Origin of the sequence: Mycobacterium sp. (assembly GCF_052143115.1) — a bacterium.
GTDB lineage: Bacteria > Actinomycetota > Actinomycetes > Mycobacteriales > Mycobacteriaceae > Mycobacterium.
The window spans coordinates 32776-48809 of the sequence record NZ_JBKQTQ010000232.1 but is presented as its reverse complement, the minus strand read 5'-3'; the positions used below and the strand labels follow the sequence as shown (position 1 = coordinate 48809).

Annotated in this window: 23 protein-coding genes; 6 read left to right on the top strand and 17 right to left on the bottom strand. The window is 65.4% G+C overall.

The window, feature by feature from the left end; translation table 11 throughout:
• Nucleotides 1-3: 3 nt before the first annotated feature.
• From ACLQI9_RS23110 to ACLQI9_RS23100, 3 genes are all read right to left on the bottom strand, one after another.
• Nucleotides 4-1407, bottom strand: a complete 1404-nt coding sequence (locus tag ACLQI9_RS23110) for an HNH endonuclease signature motif containing protein (protein ID WP_442378429.1) — start codon at nucleotides 1405-1407, stop codon at nucleotides 4-6.
• A 118-nt stretch (nucleotides 1408-1525) separates the two neighbouring features.
• Nucleotides 1526-2395 (bottom strand): alpha/beta fold hydrolase, encoded by an 870-nt coding sequence (locus ACLQI9_RS23105; protein WP_442378428.1) that lies wholly within the window; start codon nucleotides 2393-2395, stop codon nucleotides 1526-1528.
• Between the two features lie 5 nt (nucleotides 2396-2400).
• A complete protein-coding gene (locus tag ACLQI9_RS23100) occupies nucleotides 2401-2970 on the bottom strand; it encodes a peroxiredoxin-like family protein (RefSeq protein WP_442378427.1) in 570 nt (189 codons plus the stop codon).
• A 36-nt stretch (nucleotides 2971-3006) separates the two neighbouring features.
• Here ACLQI9_RS23100 and ACLQI9_RS23095 point away from each other — a divergent pair, with 36 nt between their 5' ends.
• Both ACLQI9_RS23095 and ACLQI9_RS23090 read left to right on the top strand, forming a co-directional pair.
• Nucleotides 3007-3624: a TetR/AcrR family transcriptional regulator gene (locus ACLQI9_RS23095; RefSeq protein WP_442378426.1), complete on the top strand. Its 618-nt coding sequence runs from the start codon at nucleotides 3007-3009 to the stop codon at nucleotides 3622-3624.
• Nucleotides 3614-4915: an adenylate/guanylate cyclase domain-containing protein gene (locus ACLQI9_RS23090; RefSeq protein ID WP_442378434.1), complete on the top strand. Its 1302-nt coding sequence runs from the start codon at nucleotides 3614-3616 to the stop codon at nucleotides 4913-4915. The genes ACLQI9_RS23095 and ACLQI9_RS23090 overlap by 11 nt, the downstream gene beginning before the upstream one ends.
• Here the strand turns inward: ACLQI9_RS23090 and ACLQI9_RS23085 are convergent.
• The 11 genes from ACLQI9_RS23085 to ACLQI9_RS23035 form a co-directional block, all read right to left on the bottom strand.
• Nucleotides 4912-5247: a hypothetical protein gene (locus tag ACLQI9_RS23085; RefSeq protein ID WP_442378425.1), complete on the bottom strand. Its 336-nt coding sequence runs from the start codon at nucleotides 5245-5247 to the stop codon at nucleotides 4912-4914. The genes ACLQI9_RS23090 and ACLQI9_RS23085 overlap by 4 nt on opposite strands.
• Before the next feature lie 88 nt (nucleotides 5248-5335).
• Nucleotides 5336-5716: a hypothetical protein gene (locus ACLQI9_RS23080; protein WP_442378424.1), complete on the bottom strand. Its 381-nt coding sequence runs from the start codon at nucleotides 5714-5716 to the stop codon at nucleotides 5336-5338.
• Nucleotides 5713-6642, bottom strand: a complete 930-nt coding sequence (locus ACLQI9_RS23075) for a metallophosphoesterase family protein (RefSeq protein ID WP_442378423.1) — start codon at nucleotides 6640-6642, stop codon at nucleotides 5713-5715. The genes ACLQI9_RS23080 and ACLQI9_RS23075 overlap by 4 nt, the downstream gene beginning before the upstream one ends.
• Nucleotides 6639-7097 carry a cupredoxin domain-containing protein gene (locus ACLQI9_RS23070; RefSeq protein WP_442378422.1) on the bottom strand — a complete coding sequence of 153 codons (459 nt, stop codon included), beginning with the start codon at nucleotides 7095-7097 and terminating at the stop codon, nucleotides 6639-6641. The genes ACLQI9_RS23075 and ACLQI9_RS23070 overlap by 4 nt, the downstream gene beginning before the upstream one ends.
• Nucleotides 7098-7164: 67 nt before the next feature.
• The gene (locus ACLQI9_RS23065) at nucleotides 7165-7869 is read right to left on the bottom strand and encodes a Rieske (2Fe-2S) protein (protein WP_442392249.1); all 705 of its coding nucleotides are present in this window, start codon (nucleotides 7867-7869) and stop codon (nucleotides 7165-7167) included.
• Nucleotides 7866-8405, bottom strand: a complete 540-nt coding sequence (locus tag ACLQI9_RS23060; protein ID WP_442378420.1) for an RNA polymerase sigma factor — start codon at nucleotides 8403-8405, stop codon at nucleotides 7866-7868. Before ACLQI9_RS23060 ends, ACLQI9_RS23065 begins: the two co-directional genes overlap by 4 nt.
• 86 nt (nucleotides 8406-8491) lie before the next feature.
• Nucleotides 8492-9316, bottom strand: coding sequence for an SAM-dependent methyltransferase (locus ACLQI9_RS23055; RefSeq protein ID WP_442378419.1), 825 nt, complete (start codon nucleotides 9314-9316; stop codon nucleotides 8492-8494).
• Between the two features lie 7 nt (nucleotides 9317-9323).
• Nucleotides 9324-10175, bottom strand: a complete 852-nt coding sequence (locus ACLQI9_RS23050) for a helix-turn-helix domain-containing protein (RefSeq protein ID WP_442378433.1) — start codon at nucleotides 10173-10175, stop codon at nucleotides 9324-9326.
• A gap of 83 nt (nucleotides 10176-10258) precedes the next feature.
• Entirely contained in the window at nucleotides 10259-11059 is an 801-nt protein-coding gene (locus ACLQI9_RS23045) for a DUF732 domain-containing protein (protein WP_442378418.1), read from the bottom strand.
• Nucleotides 11060-11116: 57 nt separating this feature from the next.
• Nucleotides 11117-11305 carry a hypothetical protein gene (locus tag ACLQI9_RS23040; RefSeq protein WP_442378417.1) on the bottom strand — a complete coding sequence of 63 codons (189 nt, stop codon included), beginning with the start codon at nucleotides 11303-11305 and terminating at the stop codon, nucleotides 11117-11119.
• Nucleotides 11306-11375: 70 nt separating this feature from the next.
• A complete protein-coding gene (locus tag ACLQI9_RS23035; RefSeq protein WP_442378416.1) occupies nucleotides 11376-11735 on the bottom strand; it encodes a hypothetical protein in 360 nt (119 codons plus the stop codon).
• A 97-nt stretch (nucleotides 11736-11832) separates the two neighbouring features.
• Here ACLQI9_RS23035 and ACLQI9_RS23030 point away from each other — a divergent pair, with 97 nt between their 5' ends.
• A complete protein-coding gene (locus ACLQI9_RS23030) occupies nucleotides 11833-12387 on the top strand; it encodes an NAD-binding protein (protein WP_442378415.1) in 555 nt (184 codons plus the stop codon).
• Here the strand turns inward: ACLQI9_RS23030 and ACLQI9_RS23025 are convergent.
• A complete protein-coding gene (locus tag ACLQI9_RS23025; protein ID WP_442378414.1) occupies nucleotides 12384-12962 on the bottom strand; it encodes an HAD family hydrolase in 579 nt (192 codons plus the stop codon). The genes ACLQI9_RS23030 and ACLQI9_RS23025 overlap by 4 nt on opposite strands.
• 125 nt (nucleotides 12963-13087) lie before the next feature.
• On the opposite strand from ACLQI9_RS23025, the gene ACLQI9_RS23020 reads away from it, so the two are divergent.
• Together ACLQI9_RS23020 and ACLQI9_RS23015 are read left to right on the top strand one after the other, a co-directional pair.
• Complete coding sequence (locus ACLQI9_RS23020; RefSeq protein ID WP_442378413.1) at nucleotides 13088-13738, top strand: response regulator; 651 nt, start codon at nucleotides 13088-13090, stop codon at nucleotides 13736-13738.
• Nucleotides 13735-14979: a GAF domain-containing sensor histidine kinase gene (locus ACLQI9_RS23015; protein ID WP_442392248.1), complete on the top strand. Its 1245-nt coding sequence runs from the start codon at nucleotides 13735-13737 to the stop codon at nucleotides 14977-14979. Before ACLQI9_RS23020 ends, ACLQI9_RS23015 begins: the two co-directional genes overlap by 4 nt.
• 119 nt (nucleotides 14980-15098) lie before the next feature.
• Here the strand turns inward: ACLQI9_RS23015 and ACLQI9_RS23010 are convergent, their stop codons facing one another.
• Both ACLQI9_RS23010 and ACLQI9_RS23005 read right to left on the bottom strand, forming a co-directional pair.
• Entirely contained in the window at nucleotides 15099-15605 is a 507-nt protein-coding gene (locus ACLQI9_RS23010; RefSeq protein ID WP_442378411.1) for a MarR family transcriptional regulator, read from the bottom strand.
• A gap of 57 nt (nucleotides 15606-15662) precedes the next feature.
• Nucleotides 15663-15926 (bottom strand): lipoprotein LpqH, encoded by a 264-nt coding sequence (locus ACLQI9_RS23005; protein WP_442378410.1) that lies wholly within the window; start codon nucleotides 15924-15926, stop codon nucleotides 15663-15665.
• Between ACLQI9_RS23005 and ACLQI9_RS23000 the strand changes: the two genes are divergently transcribed.
• The gene (locus tag ACLQI9_RS23000) at nucleotides 15915-16028 is read left to right on the top strand and encodes a hypothetical protein (protein ID WP_442378409.1); all 114 of its coding nucleotides are present in this window, start codon (nucleotides 15915-15917) and stop codon (nucleotides 16026-16028) included. The two genes, ACLQI9_RS23005 and ACLQI9_RS23000, sit on opposite strands and share 12 nt — an antisense overlap.
• Nucleotides 16029-16034 lie beyond the last annotated feature (6 nt).

The window sequence follows — 16034 nt, the reverse complement described above, 5'->3', positions numbered from 1 at the left end:
ATATCAGAAGGGCGGCGGCTCGTCGTCGGCGGCGGGGGGTGCGGGGCCGCAGGATGCGGCTTGGCGTGCTTGGCGGTTGTGTCGGCGTTGGCTGGTGATGTAGTTGGCCCGGTTTTGGGCGCGGGTGCGTCGCCGTTGGGGCATCTTCGCGGAGCGCTCAGCACAGCGCGGCCGGTTGGGGACCGGCTCGAGTGTGCCAGTCGGTCTGCAGAGGTTGGGGAACAACAGCGCACTGCCGGGGGTGGTGATGTAGGTCTGCCCGGACGGCGACCTCCAGATCAATGTGCCGTCGGGCAGTTGTTGATCGGACCAGTCCCAGAATGTCTTGATCAAATGATGCAGCCGGCAAAGGCATTTGAGGTTAGAGGCATGCGTCGGCCCGCCGTCGGCGTACGGGACGGCGTGGTCGATATCGCAGTCGATTGCCGGTCGATCACAGCCGGGGAACCGGCACGTCAAATCCCGGCAGCGGACAAAGTCCGCCAGAGCCTGCGAGGGCGTGTAGCCGGCTTCGGGCGCCACATCGGCCGGATGTACCAGCGGGGCCAGCGTGGCCGACTTCGCCAGATCGGCGACGAGTTCGGCGGGGATGAGCGCATCGGCGCCGATCATCGAACCCGGCGCCGGCGCACTGCCATCTAGGCTGGCGACCACATGAATCACCACCGGACTGGGGACCGGCGTCGTGCCGCCCGGGCAGTCGGGCCGTGCGCAGCGACAGGCAAGCCGATCGGCACCCACGGCTAACGCTCCCATGGCATCGGCGCGGCGCTGGTTGCGCGTGCGCGGATCATCGGCACACACGGTGGCGGCCAACGCATCCAGCCGCTGATCTACCGCCTGGGCGTCGGTGGAAAAAAGCCGGCCGAACACTTCGGTCAACCCATCACTGTTGTCGAAGATCGACAGCTCCCGATCGGCCTGGTGTTCCCGGCGGCGGCGCACCGCGTCACGGTCGGCGCGCGCCACGATCCGATCCACCTGGGCGCCCAGCCGACCCTGCGTCAACGCCGGCCACCGCGGCGCCTTGACGGCCAGCTCTGCATCGACGGCGGCCATCACCTCGGGGTCTGTGATCAAATCGGTGCGATACACGATGGTCTGAAACATCCGATAGTCGATGTCACCGGCGACAAGCAGCGCACCTACCCGCGGCAGCCGCAACCGCATCGCCCGCGCGTAATCCAAATAGCTGGCTGCACGCGCTTGCGTGATGCCCAACGCCGCGGCAACCTCGGCGGTGATCGCGTCCTGGCTGTCGGTGCACCAGGTCTCCCGCTCGCCGAACCGACGCAGCCACAACAGGTCCAGCTCGCCGATCGCAGCCAGCCGCTGTCCGGCCGCTTGGCTCTCCGCCCGCGATGCCGCACGCAACCGCGCCACCACTGGCGAGGCATGTTCGAACATGCATTCGACTATGCCACAGGGGTCCGACGAGATATGGCGGGCGCATCCCTCAACCCCCGCGCGAGCAATTCGGCACACACCACCTTGCCCAGGAACCCGCCGGCCCCGGTCACCAACATCAGCGCGCTGCCCTCGCGAGCTGGTGAACGGCGTCGGCGATCTCTTCGGGGCAATCCTCCTGGACGAAGTGCTTGCCCGCCAGCAGCACCGCGTCATCGAGCCCGGCCGCAAGTTGCGCTTGTACGCCGTAGCGGCGCCACGTCAGCATGCGGTCGCGCACCCCCCACACGACCTGCGCGGGATACGGCCTGCTGCGCAACGCGGGTAGATAGTGGCGTTGTTTGTCGGCGGTCGCCTCGAAGCCGCGCATGATCTGCAAGAAAGCGCGGCCGCCGTCATCACCGAGCAACAACGGTACATAACAAGCGATTTCGGCGGTCGGCACCCGTGGAGTCACACCCAGAGCACGCATCAATCCCACGAACATACCCGGCAGCCTTACGCAACTCAGCCATGCCTCACCCGCGATTGGATGCGCGAAGGGCTCCATCACCCATGGCCGGTGAAAGGACTCGACGGCAATGGTCGTGTTGAGGATCGTCAGGGACCGAACACGGTGTGGATCGGCGGCGGCGACCTCAAGGCCGATCGGACCACCGATATCGTGCACCACCAAGTGGAAGCGGTCCAGCTCCAACGCGTCGATCGCGGATCCAAGCCAGCGGCCCAGACCGGTCCAGGAGTAGTCGGCGTCCGCGGGCCGCTCGGCAAGACCCAGCCCGGGAAGATCGACAGCGATGCCGCGCAGTCCCCGAGTCGCCAGCGCGGGCACCACTTTGCGGTAGAGATAGGCCGAGGCGGGCACCCCGTGCACGCACACCACGGCCTCGCCATCGCGGGGGCCCTCGTCGAGCACGAATGAACCGATGCCGCCGGCGGTGAACACCTGCCCCGATGCGCGGTGACGCTCCAGCAGCCGCGACGTCATGGCCGTCACGCAGTCGCCAACCGGAGCAGTTCGTCCACCGACCACTGATCGTCGGCGTGCTCGCCGTACTTGCGTGCAACGACGGCGCCGTCGGGTGCGATGAGGAAATCGGCGGGCATGCCCAGGTGGTTCTCGGTGGGTCCCAGGCCGCCGGCGAGCGATCGCGCTGATCGCGTCTGCCGAATGCCTCGGCCGACGGCACGGGCCACGTTTCGGTTCAGCATCCCGCGTATCGAGTTGTGCACGCCGAACTCGTCGTAAAGCTTGCGATTGGGATCGGCCACCACGGCGAACGGCAGGTCGGCCACGTAGCGGCGAAGCCGGTCGGCAGACGAATGAAAAACCACGACCTCGGCGACGCCGGCCTTGCTGATTTCGTCGTGCCGAGCAGCCACCTCGTGCATGTGCAGGCTGCAGATCGGGCAGCCGGCGAACCGTCGAAATTGAAGGTGGACGAGTCCATCGGCGGCTGGCAGCGCAACATCGCCGCCCTCGATCGTTGTCAGCGTCCGCGCCTTGACCTTGTCACCCGTGTTCAGCACAGCACCCTCCGTTATTGAGTCGAGCAACTCCATACCCTGAATCTGGAGTATTGAGTAGAATCACTTCAAATGTCAAGCACCCCCGTCGCCGGCACCCGCCGCCCTGGACGCCCCGCGCAGTTCGACCGTGACAGCGCGCTCGCCGCGCTGCTCTGGCTGCTGTGGAGCAAGGGCTATGACGCGGCCACCCAGGAAGAGATGCTCGCCGCGACCGGGCTGTCGTCGTCGACGCTGTACCGATCTTTTGGGACCAAAGCCGACATCCTGGAGGCGGCATTGGCGCAATATCTGGCATATCTCGACGAAATGTTCTCCCCGCTGGAGCATGGGTGCCGGGGGGTGGCGGACGTGCACGCGTTTTTCGACTACCTTCAAGCGCAGTTCGAGGGCCCGATGTGCAACGCCGGATGTCTGGTGTGGAACACGATGCAGAATCCGATCAACGGCGACCCGCGCATCAAGACCCTCACCGAACGGCACATGCAGCGGCTGCGCCGAGGCCTGACCGCGGCGCTGCAGCGCGCCGCCGACGCCGGGGAACTGCCGCCGTCGGCGCCGACATATCTTGCCCACGCCCTGCGCGCCGGTGTGCTGGGCGTCCAGGCACGCGGGCGCGCCGGCGACACCGCCGACGCGATCACGCTGCTCGACGGGCTGCGGGGATTGCTGGGTGACGGTGGGCATTAAGGCGCAGGCGGTGCTGGCAAACTCACGCCGCGGAGTCGGTTGCGAGGTAGCCCGCAATCGGCATTACCACGGGGCCAATGTGCAACGCCAGCGGTTGCTCAGCGTGGCGGCTGTGATTGGGGGCGCTGTCACGGCGGGCTTCGGCGTCATGCAGTTGATCTTCAGTCAGAGCTTCGGGTACATCGGATTTGTCAACCTTGGCACCGCCGCGCTCTACGCGGCCATCCCATCGTTGTATCGATTTGGTGAGCTTGTCGCGCCGCTCGCATTGACCATGGTGGCCTATCTGTCGATGACCTTCGTGTGCTGGCACTTAGGCACCGGCACGGGCGTTCAGTTCTACTTTCTGATCGCAGCCGTAGCGGCTGTCATGGTGGTCGGCATCGAGCGCGTCGGGCTGGCCATCGCAGCTGCTGCCATCGGTGTAAGCCTTTTTATCGCACTCCAATTCACCGTCCCGCGTGACACCGGCGCTGAGCCCCCATGGTTCATGACCGTCGGATTCATCGTCAACACCATCGCGGCCGGTGTGCTGGCAGTCGCGATCGTCTGGTATGGGCTGCGCCAGATCGCTAGCGCCGAGGCGGCGATGGAACAGGAGTACGCGCGATCTGAAGCGCTGCTGGCCAACATCCTGCCGGCCACGATTGCCGAACGCCTCAAAGACCGCTCCGGCTTGGTCATCGCCGACAAGTATGACGACGCGTCCATCCTTTTCGCAGACATCGCCGGCTACACCGAGCGGGCCAGCGACACCGCACCGGAAGAGTTGGTCGCCTTCCTCGATACCCTCTACACCAGCCTGGACGCGCTGGTAACCCGGCACGGTTTGGAGAAGATCAAAACCAGCGGCGACGCATACATCGTGGTCAGCGGCGTCCCACAGCTTCGTCCGGACCATCTCGAAGCGCTGGCCGACCTCGCCCTCGACATCGCCGAAGCCGTTGCCGGACTGACCGATTCGCGAGGGCGCGCGGTGCCGCTGCGGATCGGTCTGGCGAGCGGACCAGTGGTAGCGGGTGTGGTCGGATCACAGCGTTTCTTCTACGACGTGTGGGGCGACGCCGTCAACGTCGCATCCCGGATGGAATCGACGGCTGCTGTCGAACGTATTCAAGTGCCACAGCCGGTTTACCAGCGACTCAGCAATCGCTTCGTGTTCGAGGAACGCGGTGATGTCGACGTCAAAGGAAAAGGCGTCATGCACACCTGGTACTTGGTCGGCCGAAACGGTCAGCGCGAGCTGGACGCCGCGGGTCAACAAAGCGCCGCCGCCTGGAAGGGTGCTTAGGGCTTGAACCCCAGATCGTGCAAGGCGTCTATGCAGCCGCTCATCCAGTCGGCCGGATTGGGGGGTTGCGGCCCTCCATCCATCTCGAGTCGGCAGACCGTGCCGGTGTCATAGCCGTCCTGTTGCATCTCGTTCTTCAGGAAGGTGCCATTCTTTGGAATCGAGTAAAAATCGTGTTCGCTCTTGTAGCCGTCCTGATATGACGGGCTATGGGCGACAGGGGCCAGAGCGCAGTGGCCGGCGGTGCACTCCGGTCCCGCGCTAGCCAGTGACGCCGAGCTGAGCGCAGCCGTGACGATACTTGCCGCGACGAGAGCCGCACGGAAGAGCATGCGCCCAACTCCCTTGTTTGACACTTCTGTGCAATGAGTATGCACCGGCGTCAACGCGTAGCCGCAATTCCCCAGAAAGAATCGGGTTTCACCCGCGAGCGCGCCGACCTTTGACCAGGTAAGCCGCCCACAGGCCGACGATCAGCAGCTCAGCGACCAGGTCGACTACCGCGTGCGGCGACGGCTGCCATCCTCGCTCCGAAAACCCGAAAAGCCCCACGGTGCGTGACAAGACGAACGCGACCACTGAGCCGCCGGCCAGCATAGCTCCGGCCCACCGAAGCCACGCCGGCCCGCCGACCAGGATCAGCACCGCGACTGCGAGCGAGACGCTGGCCTGCAGCAGGAAGGCAGTGCCGATCATAGGAATGTGCCGGTAGCCATGGATATAGAGATAGGCATGGCTGATTCCGCTAACGGCCAGCGCCGCTGCGATACCGATTCTGGTGATAACCCCGGCGAATGTCATTGCAGTGTCCGCTCTTTCAATGCAAGAGCGCTTTGGCCTCGGGTGTAACTGACCTCGCGGACGCCGAGCGCGTCGTGCAATTTACCGGCCGGCAGGGTGACCGGCTTGGGCGCCGGGCCATCACCTGGGTGTGGCAGCGGATATGCGGTCGTGGTTGCGCTGTAGAACGTCACGTTGCCTTCGGTCTTGGAAAACACTTGGTGGACATGGCCGTTGAGGCAGGTCACCGATGAGAAGCGGCGTAAATGACTCAGCGCCTGGGCGGCATCCTCGGTGCCCCAGCCCCAATCCGGATACATGGCGAACAGCGGGATGTGACTGAACACGATGATCGGTGTGTCACTGGGCAGCGGCGCGACATCTTTGGCAATAAAGTCCAGCTGCTCGGTGCCCAGGTGGCCAAGTTTCTTCAAATTGAGCGTGTTCACCAGCGCGATAACATGCACGCCGGCGATGTCGAAGCTGTACCAGCCGTCGCCGCGGGTTCCGGCGCCGAACACGCTTCGGTATTTCTGGCCCGCGTCGTCGACGGAGTCGTGCTCGCCGGGCACGGTGAAGATGTGTGCCGTGCGCAGTCCGGTCATCATTTGCTTCACCTGATCGAACTGCTCGGGGGTGGACAGGTGGGTGAGGTCACCGGTGTGAATGACAAAGTCGGGTACGTAGCCAAGGCTGTTGATCCGATCGATCGCCTGGTCGAACGAGCCGGCGACATTTGGATTGGCCTTGCCGGAGAAGCCGATGTGGCTGTCGCTGACTTGCGCGAATCGCAGGGTGGGCCGACCTTGAACCCTCGCCGCTTCGGCGGTGCCGGCAACGTGGGAGATGACTTCACCGCCGACCACCGCCAGGCCGACGGCGGCGCCGAACCATGCGCTGTGCCGGATGAGCTGGCGGCGGCTCATCGTGTGCGGGGCGTCGGTCATTGCGTCACAACCACGGTGGCGTGCATGAACGGGTGGATCGAGCAGATGTAGTCGAACTTGCCCGCGGTCGGGAAAGTGTGGGAGTACGTCGCCTGCGAGCCCATTCCGGGTGAGTGAAACGACCCATCACTCGCAGCGATCGTGTGGGGTTCTTCATCGTGGTTGGTCCAGGTGACCGTACTTCCCAGGCGAACCGTCAGCGTCGCGGGCACGAAGGCGAAGTTGTCGATGCTGACCGCGTCGCCAGCCACCGGCGCCGCCGATCCGGTCGCCGAGGTCGTAGGGCCGGCCGGAGGGCCCGACATCGGCGGCTTGCCGCTCATACCGGGCATTCCCGGCGTCGCCCCGCCCGACCCGAAGGTCACCGATGGAGACGTCTGCGATGACGGCGACGAGCATCCGGCCAGCACGACAACGGTCAGCGCAGCGGCCAGCAGAACCACACGTCCGGACACAGCGAAGCACCTCCATCGTTGGGAAGAGAGTCCGTCGCCAACAGATAGGGCGGTGGGTTACAGGTCGTCAGGCCGGCTCGTTCGGGCGCGGCGGAACGAACACCTCGATTACGCCGCCCTGTTCGCGAACCATCAACGTGGGCAACGGCTTGGGTGCGATCGGCAATTGATGGGTCAGCACTTGGCCGGCGGGCGAAAACGATGTCGAATGGCACGGGCAGCGCAGCCGGTCATCGGGCGCGTCGAACCACAAGCGGCAGCCCTGATGTGTGCACACCCCCGACACGGCTTCGGGCTTGCCGTCGACGCGGCGAACGAATCCGATCACCGAGCCGAGATCGAACGGACGCATAGCCCCCTCGGGCACGTCTGCGCTGGCCGCAACCCGCAGCCAGCGCCCGGTGTTAGGGGTGAGTTCGCCCGAGTCGCTGTTGTTGTCGCCGTCGGCGACCTGCCCACTGTCGATCACCGCTCGATCGATCGACACCGCCGCCACCGCGGCGGCCGCCGCGGCCGACGTGCCGACGATGACGTGCCTGCGGGTCGTACCGGGTTTGCGCACCGGCGGCGACGTGCCATCCAGTTGTGCGGCAAGACGGTGGCGCAGATCCGCGAGGAATTCCTCTCGCGGAGCATCACTGCCCAGTCGCGCCGCCTGTAGATCGATGGCCGTGCGGATTTGCGCGGCTTCGAAGTCGTCGGGGCGGAACGGCTTAGGGCGACGACCCCGCAACAGGTCGTCGACGTACCGGCGCAACCCACGCGCGTTCATGATTCGCCCTTCTCGTTGACCTGTGCGGCCAGTCGCAATGCCCGATGCTGAAGCACCTTGGCGTTGGCGACGCTGACTCCGAGTTCGGCGGCCGACTCCTTGATCGAACGGCCTTGCAGGAACCGCAGTTCCAAGATCCGACGATAGTTGTCCGGCAACCGTTCGAGAACATCGGCCACCCGCTGGGGAGCGGTGCTGATCGCCTCTTCACTCTCGGGCGGTTGCTCGATGTCGTCGATCGAGGTGATCTCGCGTCCCAGTGTCTCGCGCCAGTGCGCGGCCAGCACCGTTCGCGCGGTGGCCCGTAGGTAACTGCGAATCTCACCGACGCTCGCTGTCAACCGCAGGGGTCGTAGCGCGGCCAGAAAGACTTCGGCGGTGAGGTCCTCGGCGTCGGCGCGGTGGCCCACCCGGGCGAAGATGGTGCGATATACCCAGGTGGCGTTGTCCTGGTAGACCGCCTCCCAGTTCGGGTAGCCGCCGTCGGGCACCACGCGCAAGGGACGCGGGTCGACGGGTTCGCCGTGTGCGGTCACATATCGCCTGCCTGTAGTGAGCGTGGCTCCGCTGAGAATAGTGCCTTGTCACAGGGTCCATAGCGGCTCGGGTTACACGCGGCGGGTCAGGCCTTGATCGCTTCGACGAAGTAGCCGCGCGGCACGCCGGGCACGTCGGCGGGAACGACCGGATGCCCCCATCGATTCCATCGGTTTCCAGGCTCGGCGGCATCGGTGACCGTGGCGGTCCAGCCCCGGTCCTCGACGAGGGCAGCCGGGGTATCGCTGCCGAACGTCCACGGCGCCCCGAGCCTTTCCATGAACTCCAAGGTCGGCTGCAAGAACGGTGCCTCCAACAACGTCTTGCCGACGACGTCGTACAATAGCCGAGAACCCGGGGCCGACAGCGCGTCGACGCACGCGAACAACCTGTCGACATCCGATGCGTCGAGGTACTGCAGCAGCCCCTCGATCAACCACACCGTTCTTGATGACGGCGTAAATGCCTGTGACTGAACCACTTTCGGCCAGTCGTCGGCCAAGTCGACGCCGACATGTACGCGTCGGCAGCGGGGACGCTCGTCGCCAAGTCGTTCGTCCTTGATCTCGATCACGTGGGGTTGGTCAACTTCGTAAACAGTGGTGTCGCTATGCCATGGCAATCGAAAGGCGCGCGCGTCCATGCCCGCGGCGAGGATGACCACCTGCGCCACACCGTCGGCCTGGGCGCGCAGCAGCGCCTCGTCGAAGAACCTGGTGCGAACGACGATCGGCGCCGACGGTTGCTCGGTCTTCGCCGCGGCCTCCACAAGCAACTCTCGGCCCTCTTCGCCGGCCAGCCGTTGGGCGAACGGATCGGTGAAAAGCGCGTCATCACGGGCGGATTCCTCGGCGCGCATCGCCGCGACCAGCAATCCCGTGGCCGCTATCGCTCGTTTGGTGTTGTCCATACCCCGATCATGCCGATGCCGACGCCGGCAGTCTTGGACATTTGTGCCGCTCGACCGGGACATGACTGGGCAACACAATCCGCCGTTGGCGGTACTGCGTCGGCGTCATCCCGGTGAACGAACGGAATTCTCGAACAAAATGCGCCTGGTCGAAGTAGTCGACGTCGGCCGCAACGCGAGCACCGCCCACCGCGCCCGCGCTGAGTAGCCCCAGCGCCATCTGCAAGCGACGGACACGCGCATATGCCTTGGGAGACAAGCCCACCTCGGCGCGAAACACCGCAATCAACTGTTTGGTGGACATGCCCACCAAATCGCGGATCTCGGCCACCGGGATGGAGGGGTTGTCTTCGATCGCGGCCATCGCTGCAGTCACGCCGGGGTGTCGGTGCACCGACGACCATGGTCGCGACAAGAAGAATTCCTCGAGGATGTGAAAGCGGGTGGCCACCGTGGACGCGTCGATCAGTCGCTCGTGCAGCTCACGCCCATCGCGTCCCCAAACCTGCTCGACGCCGACGTAGGTATTCTCCAGATCGCACAACGGTTTTCCGAAAAATGGATACGCGCCGCCTGGTCGGAAATGAACCGCCATGACTGGCTCGTCAGCCGTAATGTCCGACACGTAGGAGACGGTGTGCGATCCGGTGATGAACGCGGGCGGAACGCTCAATCTCGTCTTGCCGTCAGCGCCGTAGAAGTCCAGCCGCTGTCGATGTCCGACGTCGAAAATGATCGTCACCGCGCCACGCGGTAGCGCTCGGCTCCGGTAGTCGGACCCGCGGCGGCGCCAGTGTCCGATGAATTCGACGTAATCGGCTAGCGGGGACATCGGTTGATACAACCGGGGGCCGGCCATTGGCTCCCGCTCCACCGCTGAGTCCGGTCCCATCCGCACGACGATAGCGCAGCGCCCGAGGTGCGCCGCCGCGATGATCCGGATTAATGCTGGCCTGGGATCGCTGGCAGATCATCTCGAATGCCTTGCAGATCGCCTTGGATGGCTTGCAGATCAGAGAGAGCATTCTGGAATGCGTGCTGCGTCTCGTCCGCGCCTGCAATCTCGTACTGAGGGCAGTACGAGACGACGGCGCCAGCCGCGACGTTGGAGCTTTGACTGGCATCCCATATCGACGATCGCTGCACGAAGCGGACGGCCTCTGCGAAGTTGGGTTGGTGCGCGAGGAAATCACAGACTGCGTGCGCCTGGCTCGTCACGTATTCGTGGCTGGGAACTGGCACGCCATCCCGCTTCAAGACGTCGATGAACGCCCTGTCGACGATGTCAAGCGGCGGAGCGGGCGCTTGAGGCGCAGCCAGGTTGGGTAGCGCACCCGACGGCGGGACTACGGTCGGCTCCGCCGGGTTGGGTCGAGCACCCGACGGCGGGACTTCGGTCGGCTCCGCCGCTGGGTATGGGTTGTGGACCGCGAACATCACCACCAACACGGCGGCTGCAGCTACCAGCGATAGCGGCAACGCCGCGAGTCGGCCGAAACGGCGCAGTACACCCTTAGGTCCGCTAGGCGTGCTGTCGTCGGTTTTGCCGAACTGCGACCAGGTGTCGGTGACAACCTCGGTCTGAGACGCCTTGGTTTCGGACGCCTCCGGACGGTGTCCTAAGCGCTCGTCAAGAAGTTCGTCGATCTGACGAGTGGACAGCTGGCCGCCGTGCTCGCGGATTGAACGGCGCACGGCAGCCAGCCTCCGTAGCTCGGAGTCGATCGTCTCGCGATCGCGCATAGATTGCAGTCTTGCGGTGTCAGAGCGTTGTCACAAGTGGCAGCACTGCAAGAGCACTCACTTGTCCTTGAACCGCTGAATCGCGATCCACTGATTCGCTACTAACGCCACGCCTGCGATGAATAGGGCGATCGAAACCACAGCAGTGGCCACCAGACCCAGCAGTCCGTGCAGCGGCACGTTCACAAATAACGATAGGACGAGCAGGGCCACGCCGAGGGCGAAGAGGTAATGGGCGCGAGTCATCCGTCAATCCTCACATGCCTGAGCACCGCCCGTGTGCCAGGCGTTCGTCGAGCAACTGACCCCTACGAGATCACGGACACCAGGGCGGGACTGGGCAGAAATTGAGGCCCGGCGGCGGCGGAGGCGGCGGCGGTGGCGTATCTCCCTCAAAGATGTTTTGAGCGACATTGCCCTGCCCATGCTGGACGTACCAGTAGGTGTGGCAGACGTTGGTGTCCCAGACGACCGGGTTCACCCGAAGATTGCCGGTCTGCACCGGAGGATCTCCTGGGCACCAGTGACATGGGCCTGCCGGGTGGTCCTCGGTGCAGCCGGGCCAGGATTGTGGCGCAGGACTGGGATGGGCCTCGGCGGTGCCTGCACCCACCACCCCCGCGACGCCGCCCCAGAACAGCACGGTCGTTGCCAGCCCCACGATGAGTCGCTTCATAAACCTGGGATTGTCCTCTCCGGCAGCTTGGTGTATCCGGAGACTTCCCTAATTTCGACGTCCGTCGGCAACCCGACCGGGGCCGCTCGCCACCGCGTTGGGCCATTTACTAGGATGTCCTAGTAACCCACACTCCCGTCTTTTCGCGTCTCCGAGGGCAGCTTTGCTCGACGAACCCACCATCCGGTCCACCTTGGCCGATATGGCCACCGCGCTCGAATCATCGCGAATGTTGTTGTGGCGGGCGGCGACTGCGCTCGATAGCGATGCCACCGACAAAGCCGAGCTGTGCGCGATGGCCAAGCGATACGTCAACTGCTGGGCAGTGCACACCAACTGCCCGGTGCCGGGCCCGGTCCCGACCTCGCCAGCCAACAACGACTTCACACCGGGCTTCGCGACCGCGCTGATGAACAAGGACCTGGGCCTGGCCATGGACGCGGTTAGCTCAACCGGTTCGGCGGCGCCGCTGGGCAGTCACGCCGCCGAGATCTACGCCAAGTTCGCAGCAGCCAACGCCGCCTTGGACTTCAGCGCCGTCATCGAGATGCCCGCGGCTAGGCGGGATTGCCCGGCTTCTCCTCATCGCGCTGCGCGTCCCCCACGCCGCTGCGCGGCTGGGGGTGCCCCCACTGCATCGTCGCCGGGCTAGGCAGCACGCTGCCGCCGGATGGACCAGCGTCGGTGTGCCTGCCGGCAGTCGGCCGACAGCAGTGGGCCAGGCCCGTCGTACCGGGCACGAATCTCTGCGGCACCCACCAACTGCAGGTCGGCGGCGTAGGGGGTGACGACCACTGCGGGCAACTCGGCGGCGAGCGCAGCCCGCAGCCCACGCCCCGAGCCCGCGACTGCCAGTGCGGCCCGTGGCGTTACTCCCAGCTCCCACAACGCCAGTCGGTAGAGCTCGGCGTCAGAAGCCGGTCCGGCGTCCATGTCCGGTAAGTCGTCGACCGTCACGATCGTCTCGACGAGTCCGTCACCGATCAGTTGTCGCACCAGCGTTTCGACACACTCGCGGCGCCGAGTGCTCACCACGCCCACCCAGATACCTGCGCAAAACAAGCTCATCACCAAGTCGACGAGACCGGCTCGGGGCGCGGTATCACCGTCGCGGTCGATATCGGCCAGCGCGGAATCGGCGTCGAAAACCACCGCGCGCAGTACATCGGCGTCCGCCGAAGGTTCCCGATCCCACCAAAAGGTCCGGGCTGGACGGGTCTGACCCATGGCTCGCACGCCCACAGGTTGCCCCATGCCCCGCGTCGCCAACCTCCCCCATTAGGGGGATTGGCATGGCCAACTTCGCCGCCGGTCTTGATTCGCCGCACAGATGCGGGCCTTAGGGTGTTGCCATGCCGGTGCGTCTTGTCCTGGTCGATGACCACGAGATGGTCATCGAGGGGCTCAAGGCGATGCTGGCGGCGTTCAAGGACCGGGTGCAGGTGGTCGGGCAGGCGGTGGGTGCCGACCGGGCGGTCGGTGTCGTCGATGACCTGCAACCCGACATCGTGCTGTGCGATGTGCGCATGCAGGGCGTCAGCGGATTAGACCTGTGCAAGATGCTACGTGAGCACGAGCCGGACCGCAAAGTCGTGATGTTGTCGGTTTACGACGACGAGCAGTACCTGTTCCAGGCGTTGCGGGTGGGCGCGAGCGGCTATCTGCTGAAAAGCATCAACAGCGACGAACTGGTGCGCCAGCTGGAATTAGTGCACAGCGGCGAAACCGTGATCGACCCGGGGATGGCAGCCCGGGCGGTGGACACCGCGGCACGCATGCAGCGTGACGAATTCTGGCCGGGCGCCCGGCAGGGGTTGACCCAACGCGAGAGCGAAATCCTGTCCTACATGGTCAACGGATTGTCCAACCGCGGCATCGCCAACAAACTCGTCATCGGCGAGGAAACGGTCAAGAGCCACCTGCGAGCGATCTACCGCAAGCTCGGGGTCAGCGACCGTACCGGCGCGGTGGCCACTGCACTGCGCGAAGGTATCTACCGATGACCGCGCCGCGACCGGCGGCACCCGACGACGGCGCCCGCGGCTCGAATGCGGTACGCGATCTCGTCGACAGCGACCGCGAGCTGGCGCTGCTGCGGGAACTCATCCAGGCCGCGTCCAGCGGGCCCGGTGTGGAACCGCTGGCCGCCGCCGCAGCGCGGATGATCACCGCGGCAACCGGAACCGACGTCTGCTTCGTGCATGTGCTCGACGACACCGATCGCTCGCTGACCCTCGCCGGCGCGACACCGCCTTTCGACGGCCAGGTGGGAAAGATTCGGCTGCCGCTGGGGTCCGGCATTTCCGGCTGGGTGGCCAGGCACCGTAAACCCGTCGTCATCATCCACGACAAGGAAGCCGATCCACGCTACTTGCCGATCGAATCGCTGCGCGGACGCGATTTCACCTCGATGGTGTCCGTGCCGATGGAAACCGACCCGGGCGGACTGGTCGGCGTGCTCAACGTGCACACGGTTGCACGCCGCGAGTTCACCGAGGGTGACGTCGAACTGTTGCGGGTCATCGGCCGGCTGATCGCCGGTGCCATGCACCAGGCCCGGGTGCACCGGCAGCTGGTGGCCAGGGAGCGGGCACACGAGCTGTTCGTCGAGCAGGTCATCGAGGCCCAAGAGATCGAACGGCGCCGGCTCGCCGGTGATATCCACGACGGTATCTCCCAGCGCCTCATCACGTTGTCGTACCGGCTCGACGCCGCCGCACGAGCCGTCAGCGACGATCCGGCGGAAGCCTCCGAACAACTCGATGCGGCCAGAGAACTCGCCGGGTTGACGTTGCAGGAAGCACGGGCGGCGATCGGCGGGCTGCGCCCACCGGTTCTCGACGATCTTGGCTTGGCCGGCGGGCTGGCCAGCCTGGCCCGGTCGATACCGCAGCTGGACATGGAGCTCGAGCTGGCCGATGTCCGGCTGCCCGAGCACATTGAGATCGCGCTCTACCGCATCGCGCAGGAGGGCCTGCAGAACATCGTCAAACATGCCGATGCATCGGTGGCTCGGCTGCGTTTCCGAGTGGACGACGACACCGCGCGGCTGGAAATCGTCGACAACGGAATAGGTTTCGACACTTTCGAGAATCCGCTCGGTGGCGACGAGATGGGCGGCTACGGTGTGCTATCGATGGCCGAGCGCGCCGAGCTGGTGGGCGGAACGTTGAACATCCGGTCGCGGCCGGGCGCCGGGACAGCGGTCACCGCGACGATTCCGGTGCCCTCGATCATCGAATAGGGCGCGCGGCGACGATGCGGGCCAGGATGGCCCGAGGTGGGGGCACGCCCCCTCGCCGCTGCGCGGCTGGGGGTACCCCCACCCGCTTGCGGGGGAGAGCCGAGCAATTAAGTGAGCGCTCAGAAGTCCCCGGCATTGTGCCGCAAGGTTTCGATAGATGACACCAGCGCCTGCGATTCGCTTTCCGACATCCCGATATCGCAGAACACCTGCTCGTTGAGCGTGACCGTGGCGTCCTCGACGGTCGAGCGGCCCCGGTCGGTGATCTGCACCAGCGTGGTCCGCCCGTCGGTAGGGTGCGGGACGCGTTGCACCAGGTCGTTGGCTTCCAGCCGGCGGATGGCATGGGTGACGCTGGTGACGTGGACCTGCAGCCGGTCGGACGCCTTGGTGATCGGCAACGCGCCGCTGCGGCTGAACGCCAGCAAGCGCAGCAATTCAAACCGAGAAAAGCTGAGATCATAAGGACGCAAAGCGGTTTCGACGCGTGCGAGCAGTATCTGGTGAGCCCGCATCACCGACGTCACCGCGACCATCCCCGCCGCGACTTCACCCCATCCGGCGCGTTCCCAATTGGCCCGCGCGACAGCGATCGGATCCCGGTTGTCGGAGTTCGAGGCGGCCACGCCCCTTTTCTTACCGCACTTTCGGTGACGACCGGAGCGGCTCGGCGAGGATGCGGGCTACGGGCAGGTGACGTCTATTTCGAAGGGCTTGCTGACGAGGCCCGCCGTGACGTTGGTTTTGTCCACGCCGGTAGCGGTGCCGGTGAATTTGTAACCGTCGCCGTCTTGGGTGGCATTCGCGCTGGCGCCGGGGCTACCTTGCTGGTACGCCAGGGCGACGTTGTCGACGGTGCCCAGAGCGATTTGGCGGATGGTTGGCGGATTGGTGTCGGTGGCCTGCACGGCGACGGCTGTCGGTGAACCGGCACCGTGGGCACCCACGTCAGCTCGATACTGGCCAAACTCCGCGTCGACAACCGCACCCAGGCCGCCAGCTACGCGCTCAAACCCCGTACCGTCACCGCGACCGAAGACCGCGCGTGAGGTAAA